Source organism: Paenibacillus sp. GCM10023252 (genome assembly GCF_042653305.1).
In the GTDB taxonomy this organism is placed as follows: domain Bacteria; phylum Bacillota; class Bacilli; order Paenibacillales; family Paenibacillaceae; genus Pristimantibacillus.
The window spans coordinates 1-14,723 of the sequence record NZ_JBHSHW010000003.1; the positions used below are offsets into that span (position 1 = coordinate 1).

At 53.9% G+C, this 14,723-nt stretch carries 14 protein-coding genes and 7 tRNA genes; all 21 read left to right on the forward strand.

Annotation, left to right across the window (positions count from 1 at the left end):
• Positions 1–195 precede the first annotated feature (195 nt).
• The 21 genes from ACFO9Q_RS02620 (at position 196) to hisH (ending at position 14,691) form a co-directional block, all read left to right on the forward strand.
• Positions 196–272 (forward strand) — tRNA-Met (locus ACFO9Q_RS02620).
• 16 nt (positions 273–288) lie between these two features.
• Positions 289–364, forward strand: a tRNA-Val gene (locus ACFO9Q_RS02625).
• A 7-nt stretch (positions 365–371) separates the two neighbouring features.
• Positions 372–448: transfer RNA gene (locus tag ACFO9Q_RS02630), tRNA-Met, on the forward strand.
• A gap of 42 nt (positions 449–490) precedes the next feature.
• Positions 491–567: transfer RNA gene (locus ACFO9Q_RS02635), tRNA-Asp, on the forward strand.
• 19 nt (positions 568–586) lie between these two features.
• A tRNA-Phe gene (locus ACFO9Q_RS02640) sits at positions 587–662 on the forward strand.
• Positions 663–704: 42 nt separating this feature from the next.
• Positions 705–789: transfer RNA gene (locus ACFO9Q_RS02645), tRNA-Tyr, on the forward strand.
• A 13-nt stretch (positions 790–802) separates the two neighbouring features.
• Positions 803–878, forward strand: a tRNA-Lys gene (locus ACFO9Q_RS02650).
• Between the two features lie 111 nt (positions 879–989).
• Positions 990–1,937, forward strand: coding sequence for an MraY family glycosyltransferase (locus ACFO9Q_RS02655; protein ID WP_379178403.1), 948 nt, complete (start codon positions 990–992; stop codon positions 1,935–1,937).
• A gap of 72 nt (positions 1,938–2,009) precedes the next feature.
• On the forward strand, positions 2,010–3,155 hold the full coding sequence (locus ACFO9Q_RS02660) for a PucR family transcriptional regulator (protein ID WP_379178405.1): 1,146 nt from the start codon (positions 2,010–2,012) through the stop codon (positions 3,153–3,155).
• A 92-nt stretch (positions 3,156–3,247) separates the two neighbouring features.
• Entirely contained in the window at positions 3,248–4,369 is a 1,122-nt protein-coding gene (locus ACFO9Q_RS02665; protein WP_379178407.1) for an ABC transporter ATP-binding protein, read from the forward strand.
• Between the two features lie 115 nt (positions 4,370–4,484).
• Positions 4,485–5,060: a sigma-70 family RNA polymerase sigma factor gene (locus ACFO9Q_RS02670; RefSeq protein ID WP_379178409.1), complete on the forward strand. Its 576-nt coding sequence runs from the start codon at positions 4,485–4,487 to the stop codon at positions 5,058–5,060.
• Positions 5,011–6,390 carry a DUF4179 domain-containing protein gene (locus tag ACFO9Q_RS02675; RefSeq protein WP_379178411.1) on the forward strand — a complete coding sequence of 460 codons (1,380 nt, stop codon included), beginning with the start codon at positions 5,011–5,013 and terminating at the stop codon, positions 6,388–6,390. Before ACFO9Q_RS02670 ends, ACFO9Q_RS02675 begins: the two co-directional genes overlap by 50 nt.
• Positions 6,391–6,522: 132 nt before the next feature.
• Entirely contained in the window at positions 6,523–7,461 is a 939-nt protein-coding gene (hprK, locus tag ACFO9Q_RS02680; protein WP_379178413.1) for an HPr(Ser) kinase/phosphatase, read from the forward strand.
• Between the two features lie 29 nt (positions 7,462–7,490).
• Complete coding sequence (gene lgt, locus ACFO9Q_RS02685; RefSeq protein WP_379178415.1) at positions 7,491–8,489, forward strand: prolipoprotein diacylglyceryl transferase; 999 nt, start codon at positions 7,491–7,493, stop codon at positions 8,487–8,489.
• A gap of 59 nt (positions 8,490–8,548) precedes the next feature.
• Positions 8,549–9,217 carry a pyrophosphatase PpaX gene (gene ppaX, locus ACFO9Q_RS02690; RefSeq protein WP_379178417.1) on the forward strand — a complete coding sequence of 223 codons (669 nt, stop codon included), beginning with the start codon at positions 8,549–8,551 and terminating at the stop codon, positions 9,215–9,217.
• Complete coding sequence (locus ACFO9Q_RS02695; RefSeq protein WP_379178419.1) at positions 9,204–9,704, forward strand: acyltransferase; 501 nt, start codon at positions 9,204–9,206, stop codon at positions 9,702–9,704. The genes ppaX and ACFO9Q_RS02695 overlap by 14 nt, the downstream gene beginning before the upstream one ends.
• A gap of 422 nt (positions 9,705–10,126) precedes the next feature.
• A complete protein-coding gene (locus tag ACFO9Q_RS02700; RefSeq protein ID WP_379178421.1) occupies positions 10,127–11,356 on the forward strand; it encodes an ATP phosphoribosyltransferase regulatory subunit in 1,230 nt (409 codons plus the stop codon).
• A complete protein-coding gene (gene hisG / locus ACFO9Q_RS02705; protein WP_379178423.1) occupies positions 11,353–11,994 on the forward strand; it encodes an ATP phosphoribosyltransferase in 642 nt (213 codons plus the stop codon). Before ACFO9Q_RS02700 ends, hisG begins: the two co-directional genes overlap by 4 nt.
• A gap of 134 nt (positions 11,995–12,128) precedes the next feature.
• Entirely contained in the window at positions 12,129–13,424 is a 1,296-nt protein-coding gene (gene hisD / locus ACFO9Q_RS02710; RefSeq protein ID WP_379178425.1) for a histidinol dehydrogenase, read from the forward strand.
• Positions 13,425–13,466: 42 nt separating this feature from the next.
• A complete protein-coding gene (hisB, locus tag ACFO9Q_RS02715) occupies positions 13,467–14,072 on the forward strand; it encodes an imidazoleglycerol-phosphate dehydratase HisB (RefSeq protein ID WP_379178427.1) in 606 nt (201 codons plus the stop codon).
• Between the two features lies 1 nt (position 14,073).
• Positions 14,074–14,691, forward strand: a complete 618-nt coding sequence (gene hisH / locus ACFO9Q_RS02720; protein WP_379178429.1) for an imidazole glycerol phosphate synthase subunit HisH — start codon at positions 14,074–14,076, stop codon at positions 14,689–14,691.
• The last annotated feature ends 32 nt before the right edge of the window (positions 14,692–14,723 follow it).

The window sequence follows — 14,723 nt, forward strand, 5'->3', positions numbered from 1 at the left end:
CTACTATGTAAGACTTTAAGATGACTTCAGCACTCATCGCTTTCGCATCCAGTTTTCAGGGTACAATTCCCATTGACCTAGATGGCCAAGAGCCATTATAGTCATAAGTGTTGTGATTGACATGTACTCATGTCGAACACCTGAATTGCATGTCATCCCCTGGCATTGCAAGGTAAGATCGTAGGGGACAAGCGTGGCGGTGTAGCTCAGCTGGCTAGAGCGTACGGTTCATACCCGTGAGGTCGGGGGTTCGATTCCCTTCGCCGCTACCATTACCATAATACCCAAGGACGCTTAGCTCAGCTGGGAGAGCATCTGCCTTACAAGCAGAGGGTCGGCGGTTCGATCCCGTCAGCGTCCACCATGAATGCCGCGAGGTGGAGCAGTCCGGTAGCTCGTCGGGCTCATAACCCGAAGGTCACAGGTTCAAATCCTGTCTTCGCAACCAAATCATTTTTCTTACGGACTTATTATCCGAAGAAGCATCTGTGGAGCTGTGGTGTAGTGGCCCAACATGCCTGCCTGTCACGCAGGAGACCGCGGGTTCGAATCCCGTCAGCTCCGCCACTAATTAAATAAGCAAGAAGGCTCGGTAGCTCAGATGGTAGAGCAGAGGACTGAAAATCCTCGTGTCGGCGGTTCGATTCCGTCCCGAGCCACCATTTTTTTATTCCTGCAGCATATGGCAGCATGAATGAATCTATGGAGGATTAGCGAAGTGGCTAAACGCGGCAGACTGTAAATCTGTTCTCTACGAGTTCGGTGGTTCGAATCCATCATCCTCCACCAGTTATCACAGCAAGAGCCATTAGCTCAGTTGGTAGAGCACCTGACTTTTAATCAGGGTGTCGTAGGTTCGAGTCCTACATGGCTCACCATTATACTTACCACTCAACCGTAGACAATTGTCTACGGTTTTTTTGTTTGCAACTGAGGCCTTATGGGGACAATGTGAACAAACAACCGTAGACAAGAGGGGACACATACAGATGGTTTATTTGGCAGCAGGATTGATTAGTCTTGCACTTGTATTCGCAGGTGTGCCGCTCTTCCGCAAATATGCACTTAGGCATGGATTCGTTGACCGTCCATCTGCTCGGAAAATTCACCATAAGCCCATTCCCTTAATGGGAGGAGCAGCGATCTACCTAGCATGTATAATTACCTTGCTCCTGTTCCAAGGGATAACACCGCTCAGCCTTACAATCACATCCGGCGGGCTGCTCCTAGTCATTACGGGGCTGATTGATGATGCTTACAAAGCTAAGGAGAAGGAGTTCCCCGTCTGGCCTCGCGTAATCATCTATCTTGGCGTATCCATGCTGCCGCTGTTCTTCGGAATCTCAATTGCAGGTGTGGCAAGCCCCAGCTCCGGATCCTTCATTGCGCTTCCAGAGTGGATATCCTGGGCGGGAACCATCCTGTGGATATTCGCGCTCATTAACATGATCAACTTCATTGATGGTGTCGATGGCCTGGCATCTGGCGTGTGCACCCTCTCCTCGCTGACGTTATTCGTAACGGCGATTGTGAAGGGCCAGCCGGATACGGCGTTGCTTGCTTTTATACTGGCGGCTGCTTGTATCGGATTCCTCACTTATAACTTCTATCCTGCTCGAATCTTCATGGGCGATGCCGGCTCTACCTTCCTTGGATTCACTCTCGCTGTCATTGCAGTAGATGGAGCCTTCAAGAAGGCGACCTTCATCACTGTCCTGGTTCCTATGCTAGCGCTTGGGCTTCCGATTCTGGATACGGCTATTGTCATGCTCAGAAGGTTAATCAGCGGCAAGGGTCTGCATCGCGCTGACAAGCTTCATACGCACCATGCCTTGATGAGATGGGGACTCAGCCAAGTTCAGACCGTGTCCTTCATGTACCTTATTGCTGCACTATTCTCCTTGCTGTCCATCATCCTGCTGCTGGTGATGGGCTGAACAACGATGTCGTTGTATGTTACAATGATGGCAAAAGCTGTTCATGGGCTATAGATAGGGGATAGGCAGAGAATGAGCAAGACAGACTGGGTCACTCCGCTGCAGCACATACTGAACTGTCCAGTTCAATTGGCGACCATGTCGCTTCCGGAGTGGAGAGCGATAGCGGAAGCAGCTGAAGCAGCGGAAGATCATGAGGAAGCAAGCCTGCTACAACCGAGAAGTGGCCATTATGTAGAGCACGAAGGACATTCATATCTTGTCATTCAGCAGCAGGATGCGACGAGCGTGCAGCTCCTTCACCTCGAAGGCAGAAGACTGACAGACACGGAGAGGGCACTGCTCATCTGGACCGTGCAGTCTCATACTCCGAAGGCAGGCCAGCGTGACGATGGACTGTCGGAAGCCGAGCGATTGGCAAGAAATCTGAGCGATTGGGTTGCTGAGCAGCTGGAATCGAGCGAGCCCAGCTATATGCTGCCAGATCATCTAACGAGTGGGGGGCGGCTGTTCGGGGAGATGATTCCATTCCTGCTGTTCACCGAATATTCGAGTACAGCGAAGACGACCTTCCCAGAGCTTGAGAAGCTGCTGCGCTCGTTCCTGGGAGACGACATTCTGCTCATTCCGTTGAAGTCACAAGAATGGTTGATCTGGGCACCAACCTCTATCCTCAGAGATGCGGACAGCGACTTCCTGCACGATGAAGAAGAGGAGTCTCTGGAGGAGAGCCTGTCTTCCATCTGCTTCGGCTTGCATGAGATGCTGGCCAGTGAATGGATCGGGGAGTGCCATCTATCCGTTGCCCATCCCGTATCGCCTGCACAGTCTCTGCTGGAGACAACGATTCAGCTAAGAGAGACGGTCTATCTTGGCCGCAAGTTCCATGTGGGCAGGAATATTCACCTCCCATGGCTGCTGCACCTGGAGCGGCTGCTCAACAGCATTCCCGAGGCACAGCGCACGAGATATGTCGAAGGAGCGCTTAAGCGTACAGACCTGTTCGTGGAGCCGGAGATTCTGAGTACACTGGAGACCTTCTTCTCATTAGACTGCAATGTGAGCGAGACGGCGAAGAAGTTATTCATCCATAGGAACACTTTATTATACAGGCTGGACAAGCTCAAGCAAGAGGCGGGGCTTGATGTTCGGCAATTCCGCGATGCGGTTCTTGTGAAAATCATTTTGCTTTTGTACAAAGTCACGAAAAGGAATTAGTTTTTTTGTAAAGTATGTGCATAGTCAGATATGGGCGGAAGAGATAAGATAGATCTATAAACTGAATCTTCTTTTATAGGGGGAAATGACACATGGCTGGCGTACGTTTAGAAAATGTGTACAAAAAATATCCAGGTTCCGACAAAGCATCGGTTACTGACGTAAATATTGATGTAAAAGACAAAGAGTTCCTAGTATTGGTAGGACCATCCGGTTGCGGTAAATCTACAACTCTTCGTATGATTGCAGGTCTTGAAGAAATCTCTGAGGGCAAGCTGTTCATCGGCGACCGCCTTGTGAACGATGTAGCTCCTAAAGACCGCGATATCGCGATGGTATTCCAATCTTACGCTTTGTATCCACATATGAACGTATATCAGAACATGGCATTCGGCCTTAAACTTCGTAAATTCAAAAAAGCAGACATCGACAAGCGTGTTCGTGAAGCTGCTAAAATTCTAGATATTGAACATCTGCTTGACCGTAAGCCTAAGGCATTGTCCGGTGGTCAACGTCAGCGTGTTGCCCTAGGCCGTGCGATCGTTCGTGAGCCGCAAGTATTCCTCATGGATGAGCCGCTCTCCAATCTAGATGCTAAGCTTCGTGGTCAGATGCGTGCGGAGATCTCCAAGCTGACTAAGCGTCTTGAGACAACTACAATCTATGTAACGCATGACCAGATCGAAGCGATGACTATGGGCGATCGTATCGTTGTTATGAAGGATGGCTTCATTCAACAGATGGCATCACCTGAGCAGCTGTACAACCACCCAGTGAACATCTTCGTAGCTGGCTTCATCGGTGCTCCTTCCATGAACTTCATCTCCGGTTCATTGTCTGAGCAAGGCGGCGCTCTTCGCTTCAAGACTACTGGCGTAGATGTTGCTCTTCCAGAAGGCAAGGCACAAGTGCTTCGCGACAAGGGTTATGTTGGCAAGGAAGTTATCCTAGGTATTCGTCCTGAGGATCTTCATGAGGAGCCAGTATTCATCGAGGCATCCCCTAACACGATCGTTAACGCACACATCGAAGTTGCTGAGAACCTAGGTCACGAGATGTACCTGTACCTGAACGGTATTGGCACTGAGACCGTTATCGCACGTGTAGACGGCCGCTCCGGTATGCGTGATGGCACAAGCGTGAAGCTTGCGCTTGACATGAACAAGGCTCACCTGTTCGACAAGCAATCCGAACTGAACATCTTCGAAGCGTAAGCTTCGTTCCATGGATAGAGGCTGTCCCCGAGAGGGGGCAGCCTTTTTTGATTCTAACACAAAACCGTATGGGGTGTTCACGCGTCTAATTCATGTGAAGGCTGGGAGGGCAGATATGAGGATAGAGAAACAGAGCGATAGGACTGATCAGAATGAGGACGGAGAGTGGCTGAACATCATAGAGATGGAGCGTAAGCGGATGTATGGCATAGCTTACGCGTATCTACGGAATCAAGCCGATGCCCTCGAGGCCATTCAAGAGACAGTCTGCCGAGTATGGATGAAGCGTCATACGGTTAGGGAGCTCCAATATCGGCGTACATGGATGATTCGTATCCTCATACGAGTCTGTATGGATACTAGGAAAAAGAAGAGGCGCGAGCTGCCTTCTGAGCGGACGGCGGACCGAGTTGCGGCTGAAGGAGAGGCAGCGGCTGGAGAGCGTCTGGATATGGCTGCCGCAGTGGAGGAGCTCCCGCCGAAGTACCGAATGGTTATTGTGCTTAAGTATTACCGGGATATGACGATTACGGATATCGCACAATTGCTGGAGAAGCCAGATGGTACGATTCGCACCTGGCTGAATAAGGCGCTGAAGCAGTTAAGGATAAGCCATTGGCTGAGGGAAGGGGGAGTGAGCCATGAGCAAGCAATGGGACGAGAGCCTAGAACTGCTGGAGAGGGAGATTGAGCAGGATCGTCTCCAGGTGGAACAAGGAGTGGCTCGGGTTGATGAGGCATTGCTGGAAGCGGCTATGCAGAGAGGCATACAGCACAGTGGCCGAAGAAGAACGGCAGTGACGCGCCGTCGTGTTGGTCTTGGTGTTGCCGCATCGATGCTCAGCCTATTGCTGCTGCTGACTGGCTTCGTCCGCGTATCGCCAGCCTTCGCAGCACTCATGCGAGATATTCCTGGATTCAGCGGCTTCGTTGAATTGATACAGAGCGACCAAACCTTAGTTGATGCCATTAATAATGAATATTATCAACCTGTTCATGTATCGGATACTAAGAATGGCTATACACTGACGGTTGACGGAATTATTGCCGATGAGCGGCGGCTCGTTATCCTATACTCTGGCAGCGGTCCAGGGGTGAAGAAGACGACAGGGTTCAAGGATTATGAGCTGAAGGATGAGAATGGCCGGGAGCTTGAGGCAGGAATTACCTCCTTCTACATGCCTGAAGATGAGAAGGACTGGCAAGATCAGAAGTTCTACGACAAGATTGAAGTCATTCTCGGAGTAGGAGGAGAGATGCCTCAGGGTATCCAGTTAAGCGGTATGCTCAAGAATCAGCGGCTTCAGGTGAGCTTCCCTATTGACCATAAGAGATTCAAGGGGAAGAAGGAAGTAATTCATATCAACCGGGATGTCTCGATAGGCGACCAGACTATCCATATCGGCAAGGTGTCCATTACTCCACTTCAAGTAGAGATTGAGATGGATGCGAATGAGCGTAATTCACGTCGCACGAATGGATTCATCGGATTAGCTCTCAAGGACGAGAAGGGCCATACATGGAACTGGAACTTCGGAATGGGGATTCTTGAGGAGGGAACGGTGGCTCAATTCCACAGCAGCTACTTCGAGAAGCCGAAGGAGCTACGACTGGTAGCCAAAGGGCTGAAGCTGTCAGATAGGGGGAAGTCCTTCGTCGTTAATACGAAGACTAATGACACGATAAGTTCGCCATGGGAAGGAATGACACTTGAGAGTGTGAGACCATTGGATGAACAAGAGCTGGAGCTGGTAGTGGAATTGAAGGGTCTTGACGATATTGATGCGGTAACGGGTTATAGTCTATTCGATGAATCTAAGATCTTCACTGATGCAAGTGGGAAGGCTTACTCATTCCATGGGATTGAGGGAACGAGAAGTGAGCATATGCAGGAGAATGGAATGAGGCTGGCTAGGTACTACTACCGCATCCCTAATGCGAACTACAAGCAGCCGCTTACCTTCCCCGTGGTCGAGTACCCGGGGTATGTGCTTGAGCAGGTGGATATCCGAATCAAATAGGCTGGGTAAGGCGCCGGGCGCAGCGAGGAAACGTTGCGTTTGGCGCTTTTTTCAGCTAGGATGAAGACATTGGGAAGTGAAGGGATCTTACATAAATAGACGACAGCCGTAAGGTTAGAGGAGGCTTGGGCAATGGCCAAGAAAGTGAAGGTGTCGGAGCTGGTCCAGCAATTCCAGCTTGAGATTATAGCAGGGGAAGACGGCCTGAAGCGAGCCATTACGGTGGATGATCTGTATCGGCCGGGCCTTGAGATGGCGGGCTACTTCCATTACCATCCGACTGAGCGTGTGCAGATGCTGGGACGTACAGAGATCTCGTTCCTGAACACGCTGGACAGCGAGGAGCGTAAGGATCGTCTGGACAGGCTCTGCCATGAGGAGACGCCTTGTATTATTATTACTCGCGGGCTTGAGCCTCCGCAGGAGCTGGTGGAGCAATCGAACCTCTCCCACGTGCCGGTACTGAGAAGCAATGGGGCGACAACGATTCTGTCCAGCCGCATCACAGACTTCCTGGAGCGCAAGCTAGCTCCTACGGCAACGATTCACGGCGTACTCGTAGACGTGTACGGAGTAGGGATGCTGATTACTGGCGGCAGCGGTATCGGTAAGAGTGAGACGGCACTGGAGCTGGTCAAGCGCGGACATCGCTTAGTCGCAGATGACGCGGTTGAGATTCGCCAGACGTCCGACGGGCAGCTGCATGGCAGCGCGCCGGAGCTGATTCGCCATCTACTTGAGATTCGCGGCCTCGGAATTATTAATGTCATGACCTTATTCGGTGCGGGCGCGGTTCGAACGATGAAGCGGATTGGCGTTGTCATTAAGCTGGAAAACTGGCAGCAGGATAAGCAGTACGATCGTCTTGGACTGGATGAAGAGACGACCAGAATTATCGATACAGACATTCCGCTCGTAACCGTGCCCGTACGTCCCGGTCGTAACTTGGCGGTTATTATTGAAGTTGCGGCGATGAACTTCCGCCTGAAGCGGATGGGCTACAATGCCGCGCTTCAATTCACGAACAAGCTGACCGAGACGATCGCTGACGATATGGACGATTACGATTGATTCAACTATTAATGGGGGCGTAAGAGAACATGCAGACGTTACTGCTTAATCCGGTGGCCTTCTCACTGGGATCATTAGAAGTGCATTGGTACGGGATTATACTCGGGACGGCCGCGCTCGTTGGCCTGCTGCTTGCGGTACAGGAGGGGAAGCGGTTCGGGATTCATCCTGATTTTTTCATGGACTTGCTGCTGCTTGGGGTCCCCTCCGCTATTATCGGGGCAAGGATCTACTATGTCGCCTTCAAGTGGAGTGAGTACAAGGACAATCCGCTCAAGGTATTCGCGATCTGGGAGGGCGGCATCGCCATCTATGGTGCGCTGATCGGAGCGTTCATCTGCGGCTACTTCTACTTCAAGCACAAGGGCTACAGCTTCTGGAGAATCGCTGACATCTGCGCGCCTTCGCTACTCGCTGGACAGATGATTGGGCGCTGGGGCAACTTCATGAACCAGGAAGCGTATGGCGGACCTGTAGAGGAGAGCTTCCTGAGGGATTCCCTGAACCTGCCCAATTGGATCGTAGAGCAGATGTATGTGGTTCAAGATTCCGGAGCTGCCTTCCATCACCCTACATTCCTGTATGAATCACTGTGGAACTTGGTGGGCATTCTGCTGCTGTTCGTCCTGCGCCGCCTGAGATTCACACGTGCGGGTGAGCTGTTCTTCGGTTATCTCATCTGGTATTCCATCGGAAGATTCTTCATTGAAGGGCTGCGTACGGACAGCTTGGCCTTCGACGGACCAGTGTGGCTGACGACGATGGTGAATACGCTATGGTCGCCGATGAAGGTTGCATTCGAAGCGGGGTATCTGGATCCGCAGTATGGCGATGTTCGAATCTCGCAGCTGGTGGCGATCCTCACTGTACTCGCGGCTATCTTCATGATCGTGCTGCGGCGTACTTCGGGGATGAGGCTGGAGCGGTACTCCGATCCTGTCGTATCTACGAAGCCGGAGCGGAACCAGGGCAAGGACAAGGACAAGGGCTCGAAGACGGACTCGACTGTGAATACAGATAATCCATAACGTATAGAGATACAGCATTCGGCTGGAGGCTGGAGCAAGAGCAGGAGGAAGACGATACTATGACTACAATAAGAACGATGCTGTTCGATCTCGACGGCACTATCATGGATACGAATGAGCTGATTATTCGCTCCTTCATCGATTCGCTTCAGGGGGTTGTACCCGAGGGGTTCTCAAGAGATCACATCATCCCGAGCATGGGTCAGCCGCTTACTGCGCAGATGCAGTTATTCTCCGGCCTAGAGGAAGTCTCTCATCTCGTTGCGGCTTACCGCGAAGTGAATCTCCGTCTGCATGATGATCTCGTGGAGGCCTTCCCGTATGTGAACGAAGTGCTGCGGCATCTCCATGAGAGCGGGATTCAGATCGGCGTGGTCACGACGAAGATGCGTCTAACGACGGAGAGAGGCCTGAAGTTCGTAGGACTGGACAAGTTCGTGGATTGTATCGTGACGATTGATGATGTGACGAATCCGAAGCCGCATCCGGAGCCAGTTCAGCAGGCGATTGAGCTGCTGGGAGCTGACCCGGCGACGACTCTCATGGTAGGAGACAGCACCGTGGATATTCTATCAGCCGAAGCGGCTGGAGCGGTATCTGTGGGCGTGGCCTGGTCGCTGAAGGGTGAGGACGTGCTGAGGGAAGCGGGGGCGCGACACATCATTCACGATATGCGGGACTTATATGCATTCGCTGGATTGGAGAGGGAGTCGTTTGCGGAGCGTTGAGCGCTACAAGATGGAAGGCCCGAACGCGCTATGGCAGGTGTATCGGACGGTAAGCCGGTTCAAGGCGGTTCGGAACTTCATCTTCATTCAGTTAGCTAGATACTGCCCGATCCTCCCTTGGAAAAACTTCATCTACCGCCGCATTCTAGGCATGAAGGTAGGAGAGCATACCGCCTTCGCCCTAATGGTCATGGTTGATGTATTCTTCCCGGAGCGGATTGAGGTCGGTGACAACTCCATAATTGGTTACAACACGACGATCCTGACGCATGAGTATCTCATTGATGAATATCGGCTCGGATATGTGCGGATCGGCTCCTCGGTCATGATTGGGGCGAACACGACGATCCTGCCTGGGGTGACGATTGGCGATAACGCGGTTATAGCGGCCGGGTCGGTGGTTCACAAGGATGTGCCGGCAGGCGCCTTCGTCGGGGGGAACCCGATGCGGGAGCTGAAGCGGCGGGGAGAGGCGGACGCCGAGTAGTCGTGAAGCGGAGAGCCGACGGTGAAGCTGAGAAGCGACGACGAAGCTGAGAAGCGACCATAAGGAATCATGAAGCGGAGATGCGACGATGAGGCTGATAAGCCAACTATGAAGCGGAGAGTCATGGTTGTAGAATAGCAAGCAGGAGAGAAGCCGCCTAGGGTGGCTTTTTGTCGTAGAGAGCGGGAGTACGGGCGCTGTTGGCAGGGAGGATGGACATGCGAGGGATGATTAGGTAGAACGAGGACATGGTGATGCAAATAGCGATGGCGATCGATTGGACTGCCGCTCCGTATCCGCGCGCCTCTGGATCTTGACGAGGGGTAGAAGTCGTGCTACGATAACGACTAATTACTTTATACTGATAGTATGGTAACTTGGTAGCACTGTAATATACTAAAGCATCTGAAGGTGAATAGATAATGTCCAAACCGAAGGTATTCGAGAAACCAATAGGCGTCAAGGATTACTTGCCGGAAGCGGTAACCAGGCTGCGGCGGATTGAGCGCAATGTGCTTGCCTGCATGCAGGGCTGGGGCTATGAACAGATTATCACTCCAACGATGGAGTATTATGATACGGTTGGCGTAGCAAGCTCGACGTCTGACCAGAAGCTATTCAAGCTGCTCAACAATCGCGGCACGACGCTGGTGCTGCGCTCCGACATGACGGCTCCAATCGCGAGGGTGGTCGGTTCACTGCTGAAGGAAGTCTCATTCCCGATCCGTCTGTCCTACCACTCGAACGTATTCCGTGCGATTGAGGAAGAGGCCGGGCGTGAAGCGGAGTTCTACCAGACAGGAGTGGAGCTCGTAGGTGATTCATCTGCTGAGGCGGATGCTGAAGTGGTCGCGCTGGCGATTGCTTCCCTGCAGGCGGCAGGCGTTGACCGGTTCAAGATAGCGATTGGCCATGTAGGCTTCCTGAATGGCCTGTTCGAGCAGCGGCTGGCTGGACGTGAGGAAGCGCAGGAGCAGCTGAAGAGCTGTCTGCTGGGCCGTGATTATGTCGGGTACCGGCAGAAGCTGCGCGATCTTGAGCTGGATGAGCCGGTACAGCGTGAGCTGGAAGGGATCCTGCGGCTAAGAGGCGGGCAGGAGATCTGTGATCAGGCGCTGCAGCTTAGCGATGATGAGACGTCTCAGGCTTCGATTCGCCATCTATGCGAGATCTGGGACGTGCTTGGCGCTTATGGCGTATGCGAGCATGTGCTCATTGATCTGACGATGATTGGCGACTTCTCCTATTATACAGGGATGACCTTCGAGGGATATGCAGCAGATATGGGCTTCCCGGTCGTAAGCGGGGGACGCTATGATAATCTGCTCGGCCAGTTCGGCCGGCCGGCAGCGGCTACCGGCTTCGCGCTGAAGACGACGCGCATACTGGAAGTAACACAGGGCGAGACGAGTGCTCAGCTCCAGCGTGTGCTGATCAGCTACCGCGCGGCGGAGCGGGGAGCCGCGCTGGCGAAGGCGCAGGAGCTGCGCAAGCAGGGTGCTGCGGTGGTGACGGAGCTGATGGCAGACGAGGATTCGCGGCTTGCTCATGATACTGCAGGAACGGGGAACGTTCCGTTCTCGCACAAGGGACTGGAGTATACGTCACATATACGGTACGACCAAGATCAGGAAGGGGGCGCAGGCGAATGAGCGGCTCTAACGATATTTTGAAGGTAGCGATGCCGAAGGGGCGGATCTACAAGCAGGCTTCTAAGCTTTTTCGCGAGGCGGGCCTTCCGATTCCAAGTGACTTCGATGATACGCGCAAGCTGATTATAGAGCTGCCTGAGGCAGGCATGGAGTTCATCATGGCGAAGCCGGTCGATGTGCCGACGTATGTGGAGTATGGCGTAGCGGACATTGGCATCGTGGGCAAGGACGTGCTGATGGAAGAGAACAAGGATGTGTATGAGCTGCTGGACCTTGGCATTGCGAAGTGCCGGATGTCGGTCATCGGGCTGCCGGATTGGAAGCCGGCTATTCATCCGAGAGTCGCGACGAAGTATCCGAGTGTAGCGTCGCAGTACTTCCGTGAGCGCGGGCAGCAGGTAGAGGTTATTAAGCTGAACGGCTCCATTGAGCTGGCGCCGCTGATTGGTCTCGCTGACCGCATCGTCGATATGGTGGAGACGGGCCAGACGCTCCGGGAGAACGGGCTGGTGGAGATGGAGACGATCTTCGGTATTACGAGCAGACTGATTGCGAACCGTGTCAGCTACCGGATGAAGAATGAAGCGATTCAGAGCCTGTGCGACCGGCTGCAAGGTGCGATTACGGCTAAGGTGTAAGGCAGTGTGGATGAGCATGAACAGATTAATTGTGCAAAATATAAAGCAATAAATGCCCAGTGAGATGGGCGTGGACATTATAAGGCAATAAATGCCCGAAGAGATAGGTTAGTGGGTGAAAGGGGATGGAAGCGATGAGAGTGATGCGAGCTGAGCAATTCGGGCTGAAGCGCGAGGTGGAGTACGGCTCCCCCGAGCAGAATGAGACCGTTCGGACGATCGTCGAGGCCGTCCGGACAGAGGGGGACGCGGCGCTGCTCCGGTACACGGAGCAGTTCGACCGTGTGGCCCTCACGCCTGCGTCGCTGCGCGTGACGCAGGAGGAGATTGAGGCGGCGTACGAGCATGTGGACGCCGCGTTCCTCACAGCCATCCGCGAGGCGGCTGTGAACATTCGGGTGTTCCACGAGAAGCAGAAGCGCAGCTCGTGGATGGACCTGCAGCCGGACGGGACGCTGCTCGGGCAGATTCTGCGCCCGCTGAAGCGGGTGGGCGTGTATGTGCCCGGCGGCAAAGCCGCGTATCCCTCGTCCGTGCTGATGAACGTCATTCCGGCACAGGTCGCCGGGGTGCCGGAGATCGTCATGGTGACGCCGCCTGCAACCGGCGGCACTGCGGGCATCGACCCGTACATTCTCGTTGCCGCCGCCGAGGCGGGCGTGAGGGAGATGTACCGGGTCGGCGGCGCACAGGCCGTGGCCGCGCTTGCTTACGGCACGGCGTCAATCGCGCCGGTCGATAAGATCTGCGGCCCGGGCAACATCTACGTGGCGCTGGCGAAGCGCGCCGTGTTCGGAGCCGTCGACATCGACAGCATCGCCGGGCCGAGCGAGATCGTCGTGCTCGCCGATGATTCGGCTGAGCCCGCTTATGTAGCAGCCGACCTGCTGTCGCAGGCGGAGCATGATGAGATGGCATCGGCCATCCTCATCACCCCGTCAGCGCAGCTGGCTGAGGCGGTAGCCGCGGAAGTGGAGCGTCAGCTCGCGGAGCTGCCGCGCGCTGCCATAGCACGCAGCTCCATCGACAGTTATGGAGCTATCTTATTGGTCGATTCCCTCGAAGAAGGAATCGATGCGGTCAATCGCTTAGCTCCGGAGCACCTGGAGATCATGACTGCGGATCCGATGGGGCTGATCGGGGCAATTGAGAATGCTGGGGCGATTTTCATAGGGGCCTATAGCTCTGAACCTGTCGGCGACTACTGGGCGGGACCGAATCATATTATTCCGACGAACGGAACGGCTAGATTCTCCTCGCCAGTTAATGTGGATGACTTCCTGAAGAAGTCGAGTCTCATCTACTATAGCAAGGAAGCGCTGATGAGGGATGGCGACAAGATTATTACGCTCGCACGTCATGAAGGACTGGAAGGGCATGCGAGAGCAATTGCGATCAGGCTGGAGCGGGAACGCGGTCAGCAGCTCTAATAGAGGCAAGGCTTAATTCGATGAGGAAGAAGGTAGGAGCAGATGATGGTGGACAATCAACCAAGCCGCACAGCGGAAGTGGCTCGCAAGACGAATGAGACGGATATTAAGCTGAAGTTCAGTGTTGATGGGACGGGGACGACGAAGATCGATACGGATGTTCCCTTCCTGAACCATATGCTGGACCTGTTCACGAAGCATGGTCAATTCGACCTGGAGGTCGAAGCGCGCGGTGATATTGATATTGATGATCATCACACTGTTGAGGATATCGGCATCTGTCTCGGCCAGACGCTGCGTGAAGCGCTCGGCGACAAGCGCGGCATTAAGCGCTATGCTAGCGTGTTCGTACCGATGGATGAGGCACTGGCGCAGGTCGTCATCGACGTCAGCAATCGTCCTCACTTCGAATACCGTGCAGAGTATCCTTCTTCGCAGGTAGGCAGCTTCTCGACGGAGCTCGTCCATGAATTCCTGTGGAAGCTGGCGCTGGAGGCGCGCATCACTCTTCACGTCATCGTTCATTATGGTTCGAATACGCATCACATGATCGAAGCCGTGTTCAAGGCTCTAGGACGCGCCATTGATGAAGCGACCAGCATCGATCCACGCGTACAAGGAGTACCTTCCACGAAGGGAGTGCTCTAGCATGATAGCCATTATTGACTATGGCATGGGCAATCTTCACAGCGTGAGCAAGGCGGTTGAACGGCTCGGCTGCGAAGCGGTCGTGACGGATGATCCGCGTGTGATTCTCGAAGCGGATGGAGCGATCCTGCCGGGGGTCGGGGCATTCGGCGATGCGATGGACAATCTGCGTCAGACAGAGCTGGATGAGGTGACGAAGGCGTATGCGGCCTCCGGCAAGCCCTTGCTGGGCATCTGTCTCGGCATGCAGCTGCTGTTCAGCGAGAGCGAGGAGCATGGCCGCCATGAGGGACTGAGCTTGCTGGAAGGCAAGGTTGTCCGCTTCCAGGGAGACTTCAAGGTGCCTCACATGGGCTGGAACAAGCTGAGGGTAGAGCAGGCGGCATCGCCGATCTTCAGCGGTCTGGAGGAAGGGCATGTGTACTTCGTCCACTCCTACCATGCGAAGCCGGAGCAGAGCTCCGATCTGCTCGCTACGACCGACTACAACGGGCAAGTAACAGCAATCGTCGGCAGAGGTAATGTGTACGGCATGCAGTTCCACCCGGAGAAGAGCGGGGACCTTGGCATGCAGCTGCTGGGCAACTTCCTGAACCTGACTCGTATGCGGAAGCAATAGCTTATGGAGGTTCCTCCTTCGGAGGTTCCTTG

Bases quoted from the DNA above. Each gene is read 5' to 3' on its own strand.
- ACFO9Q_RS02655 (WP_379178403.1), top strand. From the start codon at position 990: ATGGTTTATTTGGCAGCAGGATTGATTAGTCTTGCACTTGTATTCGCA.
- ACFO9Q_RS02660 (WP_379178405.1), top strand. From the start codon at position 2,010: ATGAGCAAGACAGACTGGGTCACTCCGCTGCAGCACATACTGAACTGT.
- ACFO9Q_RS02665 (WP_379178407.1), top strand. From the start codon at position 3,248: ATGGCTGGCGTACGTTTAGAAAATGTGTACAAAAAATATCCAGGTTCC.
- ACFO9Q_RS02670 (WP_379178409.1), top strand. From the start codon at position 4,485: ATGAGGATAGAGAAACAGAGCGATAGGACTGATCAGAATGAGGACGGA.
- ACFO9Q_RS02675 (WP_379178411.1), top strand. From the start codon at position 5,011: ATGAGCAAGCAATGGGACGAGAGCCTAGAACTGCTGGAGAGGGAGATT.
- hprK (WP_379178413.1), top strand. From the start codon at position 6,523: ATGGCCAAGAAAGTGAAGGTGTCGGAGCTGGTCCAGCAATTCCAGCTT.
- lgt (WP_379178415.1), top strand. From the start codon at position 7,491: ATGCAGACGTTACTGCTTAATCCGGTGGCCTTCTCACTGGGATCATTA.
- ppaX (WP_379178417.1), top strand. From the start codon at position 8,549: ATGACTACAATAAGAACGATGCTGTTCGATCTCGACGGCACTATCATG.
- ACFO9Q_RS02700 (WP_379178421.1), top strand. From the start codon at position 10,127: ATGTCCAAACCGAAGGTATTCGAGAAACCAATAGGCGTCAAGGATTAC.
- hisG (WP_379178423.1), top strand. From the start codon at position 11,353: ATGAGCGGCTCTAACGATATTTTGAAGGTAGCGATGCCGAAGGGGCGG.
- hisD (WP_379178425.1), top strand. From the start codon at position 12,129: ATGAGAGTGATGCGAGCTGAGCAATTCGGGCTGAAGCGCGAGGTGGAG.
- hisB (WP_379178427.1), top strand. From the start codon at position 13,467: ATGATGGTGGACAATCAACCAAGCCGCACAGCGGAAGTGGCTCGCAAG.
- hisH (WP_379178429.1), top strand. From the start codon at position 14,074: ATGATAGCCATTATTGACTATGGCATGGGCAATCTTCACAGCGTGAGC.